The sequence below is a fragment of the Piscibacillus salipiscarius JCM 13188 genome, from assembly GCF_001311865.1.
Lineage (GTDB): Bacteria > Bacillota > Bacilli > Bacillales > Alkalibacillaceae > Piscibacillus > Piscibacillus salipiscarius.
In genome coordinates this window covers 90,488-96,657 of sequence record NZ_BBCD01000011.1, presented here as the reverse complement: position 1 = coordinate 96,657, position 6,170 = coordinate 90,488, and the positions used below count along the sequence as shown (strand labels likewise).

The following is a 6,170-nucleotide window of genomic DNA, read 5'->3' as shown; positions in this document are numbered from 1 at the left end:
ATTTTCTATTTTATATTCAATTTATTCAGAATAGCGAAAAGGCGAAGACTCCTAGGGGAATAAGCACGAGACGAAAATCACGCGAAACGAGCTGAGCAAGTTTCGGGAAGTTGAGTCCGTGCCCCCAGGAAAGCGTCGCCTGTTAGCGTATCATACGATCTACTATTGAGAAACAGGTAATAATACAGTTAATAACACCAAACATGCCTTTTTCGTTTAAATCTGACAAAATTTCTTATATAATGGTATAGGTATGAATCGTGTGGTTATTCTTATTATAAAAGTTGAATATAAATTATAAATGTTATAAACTGATAATGAGAATAAATTGAGAATGACCATCAATTTTTAATATAGAAAATGGAGGTATTATTAATGGCAGCATCAACTTTAGAAATTAAAGATCTTCATGTCGAAATTGAAGGGCAAGAAATCTTAAAAGGAGTTAACTTAACCATTAAAGGTGGAGAATTCCACGCAGTGATGGGACCAAATGGTACTGGTAAATCAACATTAGCTAGTGCAATTATGGGTCATCCAAAATACGAGGTGACGAAAGGTCAAGTCCTTTTAGACGGAGAAGACGTATTAGAAATGGAAGTTGACGAGCGTGCACAAGCAGGTTTATTCCTAGCTATGCAGTACCCAAGTGAAATTAGCGGTGTAACAAACTCTGACTTCTTACGTTCTTCTATTAACGCACAGCGTGAAGAAGGCGATGAAATTCCATTAATGCAATTCATTAAGAAAATGGATGACACAATGGATTATTTAGAGATTGATAAAAACATGGCACAACGTTACTTAAATGAAGGTTTCTCAGGCGGTGAGAAAAAACGTAACGAAATCTTACAATTAATGATGCTAGAACCAGCGATTGCAATTTTAGATGAAATTGACTCTGGTCTAGATATCGATGCATTAAAAGTTGTATCAAAAGGTATTAATAAAATGCGTAACGAAGAGTTTGGTTGCTTAATCATTACTCACTATCAGCGTCTATTAGACTACATTACTCCAGATCAAGTACACGTAATGATGCAAGGTCGCGTTGTGAAATCTGGTGGTCCAGAACTAGCTCAACGCTTAGAAGCTGAAGGTTACGACTGGATTAAAGAAGAACTAGGAATTGAAGATGAAACTGTAGGTCAAAACGCGTAACTAGAGATAGGAGGTAAAAGGATGACAGTGGAAACACAGCTACCTTATGATAAAGAATATATCACGCAGTATTCCGAGCGTCGTAATGAACCTCAGTGGTTCCGCGATCTACGTCTTAAAGCAGCGGAATTAGCTGAAGACTTACCGATGCCAAAACTAGAAAAAACACGTATTCGTGATTGGAACTTCACAAGTTTCAAGCATGACGTTGAAGGAGCTAAAGTTGAGAATTATGAAGAGCTACCTGAAAAAGTTCGTGTTTTACTCGGCGAAAAGTCAACAAACGATAACTTAATTATCGTTCGTAATAATGATGTGGCATATGCCTCATTATCTAAAGAATTAGAAGATCAAGGTGTTATTTTCAAAGATATTTTCACTGCCATGAGTGAGAATGAAGATCTTGTTAAGAAATATTTCATGCAAGAAGGCGTATCTGTTGATGAAAATAAGTTAACAGCGCGTCATGCAGCTTTATTAAACAGTGGAGTTTTCCTATACGTTCCTAAAAACGTAAAAATAGAAAAACCAGTTCAAGTTGTATTCTGGCAAGAAGACCCAGAAGCAGCACTGTTTAACCATGTATTATTAGTTGCAGATCAAAATAGTGAAGTGACGTATGTTGAGAACTACGTATCTCAAAATAAAACTGAACAATCAGTTGCGAATATTGTAAGTGAAGTTTTTGCTTTAGATAACGCTAAAGTATCTTACGGTGCAGTTGATAACTTCGAAAAAGGTACGACAACTTATGTAAACCGTCGTGGTACTGTTGGTCGTGATGCAACATTAGAATGGGCATTAGGTCAAATGAATGATGGTAACACAATTTCAGAAAACCTAACTCACTTATTAGGTGATAACGGTGTATGTAATGCTAAGTCAGTATCAGTTGGTCGTGGCGATCAAAAACAAGACTTTACAGCTAAAATTGTTAACCATGGTAAGGAAACAGACGGTTATATCTTACAGCATGGTGTTATGAAAGATAATGCATCATCTATTTTAATGGAATTGGTAAAATTGAACACGGCGGTACTAAGGCTAACGCTGAGCAAGAATCACGCGTGTTAATGCTAAGCCCTGGAGCTCGCGGAGATGCGAACCCAATTCTATTAATTGATGAGGATGATGTAACAGCTGGTCACGCAGCATCAGTCGGACGCGTTGATCCAGTTCAGTTGTACTATCTAATGAGCCGTGGTATCTCTCAACAAGAAGCCGAGCGCTTAGTCATTCACGGTTTCTTAAGCCCTGTTGTAAATGAGATTCCAATTGAAACGGTTCAAAATCAGCTACGTGAGGTCATCGAAGGGAAAGTTTATTAATGTTAAATGAAACAGTTCGCAAACAGTTTCCGATTTTAGATCAGAAGGTTAACGAACATTCATTAGTTTATTTAGATAGTGCTGCGACGTCTCAAAAACCTCAAACTGTCATCGACACGGTGAAAAATTATTATGAGCTTTATAACTCAAATGTTCACCGTGGGGTACACACCCTTGGTTCGAGAGCAACTGAAGGTTATGAAGGCGCACGTGAAAAAGTAAGAGAATTTATTAATGCTAAAAGCATAAAGGAAGTCATCTTCGCTAGAGGTACGACAACGGCGATTAATACAGTCGCCCACAGTTATGGACGTGAGAACCTATCTGAAGGTGATGAAATTGTTTTAACCAAAATGGAGCACCATAGTAATATCATCCCTTGGCAGCAAGTGGCGAAAGTAACTGGTGCAACATTAAAATATTTACCACTTCAAAAAGATGGTACGATCTCGTTAGATGATGTACGTGAAATGGTGACAGATCGAACTAAAATAGTTGCGATGTCTCATGTTTCCAATGTACTAGGAACAATTAATCCGATTAAAGAAGTCGCGAAAATTGCTCACGACAATGGTGCTGTCATTGTTGTTGATGGCGCACAAAGCGTTCCGCACATGAGTGTCGATGTTCAAGACTTAGATGCTGATTTCTATGCATTTTCAGCTCATAAATGTGTGGTCCAACAGGTGTAGGTGTTCTATATGGTAAGCAGCACTTACTTGAAAACATGGAGCCAGTTGAATTTGGCGGGGAAATGATTGATTTCGTTAACCTATATGATTCAACTTGGAAAGAGCTTCCGTGGAAGTTTGAAGGTGGAACACCTATTATTGCTGGAGCCATTGGACTTGGAGCAGCTATAGACTTCTTAAATGAAGTGGGCATGGAAGCCATTGAAGAACACGAACAAGAATTAGCAAAATACGCACTAGAGCAAATGGAACAAATAGATGGCATCACAATCTACGGTCCTAGAGAACGAGCTGGCTTAGTAACATTTAATTTAGATGATGTTCACCCACATGATTCGGCAACGGCACTTGATTCATTAGGTATCGCGGTTCGCGCAGGTCATCACTGCGCACAGCCACTAATGAAAGAATTACAAGTTGCTGCGACTGCAAGAGCTAGCTTTTATCTGTATAATAGTAAGCAGGATGTAGATTTACTAGTTGAAGGATTACGCAAAACAAAGGAGTATTTCGGTGATGTCTTTTAATAACTTAGATACACTTTACAGACAGGTGATTATGGATCACTACAAGAATCCACGTAATCGCGGGAAACTTGAAGGTGATCACATCACAGTTGAACTGAATAACCCGACTTGCGGTGATCGAATTGATTTACAACTTAAAGTCAATGACGGTATCGTAGAAGATGCAAAATTCGAAGGTGAAGGTTGTTCAATTTCAATGTCGTCAGCTTCAATGATGACTCAAGTCATTATCGGGAAAAACGTTGAAGATGCAGTTAAAATTTCAAAAATGTTCTCTGATATGATGCTTGGTGAAGAAGTTGATACAGCAGATTATAAATTAGAGGATTTGGGAGACATTCAAGCTTTACAAGGGGTCTCTAAATTCCCAGCAAGAATAAAATGTGCAACATTAGCTTGGAAAGCTATGGAACAAGGTGTTGAAAAAGAAGACGAATAAGGTCGTTCTTCTCACCACCTAATTATTTAAAGGAGGGGTACTACATGGCTAAAAAGGCACCAGAAGTAGGCGATTACAAGTATGGTTTCCATGACCGTGACGTGTCTGTTTTCCGTACTGAGCGTGGTCTTACTGAAAAAGTGGTTCGTGAGATTTCAGCGAGAAAAGATGAACCTGAGTGGATGTTAGAGTATCGTTTAAAAGCTTTAGAAAAATTCTATAGCAAGCCAATGCCACAGTGGGGCGGAGACTTAAACGAATTAGACTTTGACGAAATTACGTACTATGTTAAACCTTCTGAACGTACTCAACGTTCATGGGATGAGGTACCTGATGAGATTAAGCAGACGTTTGATCGTTTAGGGATTCCAGAAGCAGAGCAAAAATACCTTGCAGGTGTATCTGCACAGTATGAATCAGAAGTTGTATACCACAACATGGAGAAAGAATTAGAAGAAATGGGTGTTGTATTCAAGGATACAGATACAGCACTTAAGGAAAACGAAGAACTTTTCAAAGAGTACTTCGGTAAACTAATTCCAGCTTCTGATAACAAATTCTCAGCACTAAATACAGCTGTTTGGTCAGGTGGTTCATTCATCTACGTACCGAAGAACACGAAGGTTGAAACGCCTCTACAAGCGTACTTCCGTATTAACTCAGAAAACATGGGTCAGTTCGAACGTACGTTAATCATTGTAGATGAAGGTTCTTCTGTACACTATGTTGAAGGTTGTACAGCACCTGTTTATTCAACTAACTCACTACACAGTGCGGTCGTTGAAATTTTCGTTAAGAAAGACGCATACTGCCGTTATACAACCATCCAAAACTGGGCAAACAACGTTTATAACTTAGTTACAAAACGTGCTTCAGCAGATGCGAACGCAACAATGGAATGGGTAGACGGTAACTTAGGTTCTAAATTAACAATGAAATACCCAGCTGTTCTTCTTAAAGGAGAAGGCGCTCGTGGTATGACATTATCAATCGCGTTAGCCGGTAAAGGTCAGCACCAAGATGCAGGTGCAAAAATGCACCACTTGGCACCAAATACCTCATCGACAATCGTTTCTAAATCCATCTCGAAGCAAGGTGGTAAAGTAACGTATCGTGGTATCGTACACTTTGGTAAAAACGCTGACGGCGCACGCTCTAACATTGAGTGTGACACGTTAATCTTAGATAATGAATCAACATCAGATACAATCCCTTACAACGAAGTTCTAAATGAAAACATCTCATTAGAACACGAAGCGAAAGTATCGAAAGTATCTGAAGAACAGTTATTCTATCTCATGAGCCGCGGTATTTCTGAAGAAGAAGCGACAGAAATGATCGTCATGGGCTTCATCGAGCCATTTACAAAAGAACTTCCAATGGAATATGCGGTAGAAATGAACCGTTTAATTAAGTTTGAAATGGAAGGGTCAATCGGTTAAGATTTAATAACTCTTGATATAACTCAGCTTATATCAAGGGTTATTTTTTATTTTTCGCTTAGTTTAAAGGAAACCACTAATTAATCATAGAAAATAGTTTATAGGTTATTTCTTTTACAAGTCATGCATTATAGTTTTGGGTTAGTAAGTTTTAAAATTAAGGAGGAAAGTACGTGAATTACTATGATACGTTCATTTTAATTTCTGATGATTGTTCCGTTTCTGAAAGCAAGGTTCCAGAATCCAAACGAAAGAAGCAAACAATAGCTGAAATCGAGTATCAACTTCTTAATGAGGGACCAGGTATCTATACTCAGGATGAATTGCAATTTGAAGTGCATATGAAACACAAAAGAATTCCTGAAGATCGGCGTAAAGAAGAAAAGGCACGTTTCTTAGCTAAAAGCCGTGCATGTATGAGGACTTCTGCATTGCCAAAACGTTGGCTGGGGGATTTATTTTGACTCTAATGGGAAAGCAGAATTAATCCCGGTAGAGTCTAAGAGGTATCAAACACTTAAAGATAGAGAAGATATCAAAAAATTAAAAGCTATGAAATCTAAAAGGTGAATAATAAAGAG

3 protein-coding genes and 3 pseudogenes are annotated in these 6,170 nt (G+C 38.3%); all 6 read left to right on the top strand.

Annotated features, from left to right (window positions below; all coding sequences use genetic code 11):
- Positions 1-375: 375 nt before the first annotated feature.
- The 6 genes and pseudogenes from sufC (at position 376) to JCM13188_RS09385 (ending at position 6,159) form a co-directional block, all read left to right on the top strand.
- Complete coding sequence (sufC, locus tag JCM13188_RS09410) at positions 376-1,161, top strand: Fe-S cluster assembly ATPase SufC (RefSeq protein ID WP_054753686.1); 786 nt, start codon at positions 376-378, stop codon at positions 1,159-1,161.
- A 21-nt stretch (positions 1,162-1,182) separates the two neighbouring features.
- Positions 1,183-2,489: pseudogene (gene sufD / locus JCM13188_RS09405) on the top strand (Fe-S cluster assembly protein SufD).
- A pseudogene (locus JCM13188_RS09400) lies at positions 2,489-3,708 on the top strand (cysteine desulfurase). Before sufD ends, JCM13188_RS09400 begins: the two co-directional pseudogenes overlap by 1 nt.
- The gene (gene sufU, locus JCM13188_RS09395; protein ID WP_054753684.1) at positions 3,698-4,147 is read left to right on the top strand and encodes a Fe-S cluster assembly sulfur transfer protein SufU; all 450 of its coding nucleotides are present in this window, start codon (positions 3,698-3,700) and stop codon (positions 4,145-4,147) included. The pseudogene JCM13188_RS09400 and the gene sufU overlap by 11 nt, the downstream one beginning before the upstream one ends.
- A 44-nt stretch (positions 4,148-4,191) precedes the next feature.
- Positions 4,192-5,589, top strand: a complete 1,398-nt coding sequence (sufB, locus tag JCM13188_RS09390) for a Fe-S cluster assembly protein SufB (RefSeq protein ID WP_054753681.1) — start codon at positions 4,192-4,194, stop codon at positions 5,587-5,589.
- A gap of 173 nt (positions 5,590-5,762) precedes the next feature.
- Positions 5,763-6,159, top strand: a pseudogene (locus JCM13188_RS09385) (DUF6157 family protein).
- The last annotated feature ends 11 nt before the right edge of the window (positions 6,160-6,170 follow it).

Bases quoted from the DNA above. Each gene is read 5' to 3' on its own strand.
- sufC (WP_054753686.1), top strand. From the start codon at position 376: ATGGCAGCATCAACTTTAGAAATTAAAGATCTTCATGTCGAAATTGAA.
- sufB (WP_054753681.1), top strand. From the start codon at position 4,192: ATGGCTAAAAAGGCACCAGAAGTAGGCGATTACAAGTATGGTTTCCAT.
- sufU (WP_054753684.1), top strand. From the start codon at position 3,698: ATGTCTTTTAATAACTTAGATACACTTTACAGACAGGTGATTATGGAT.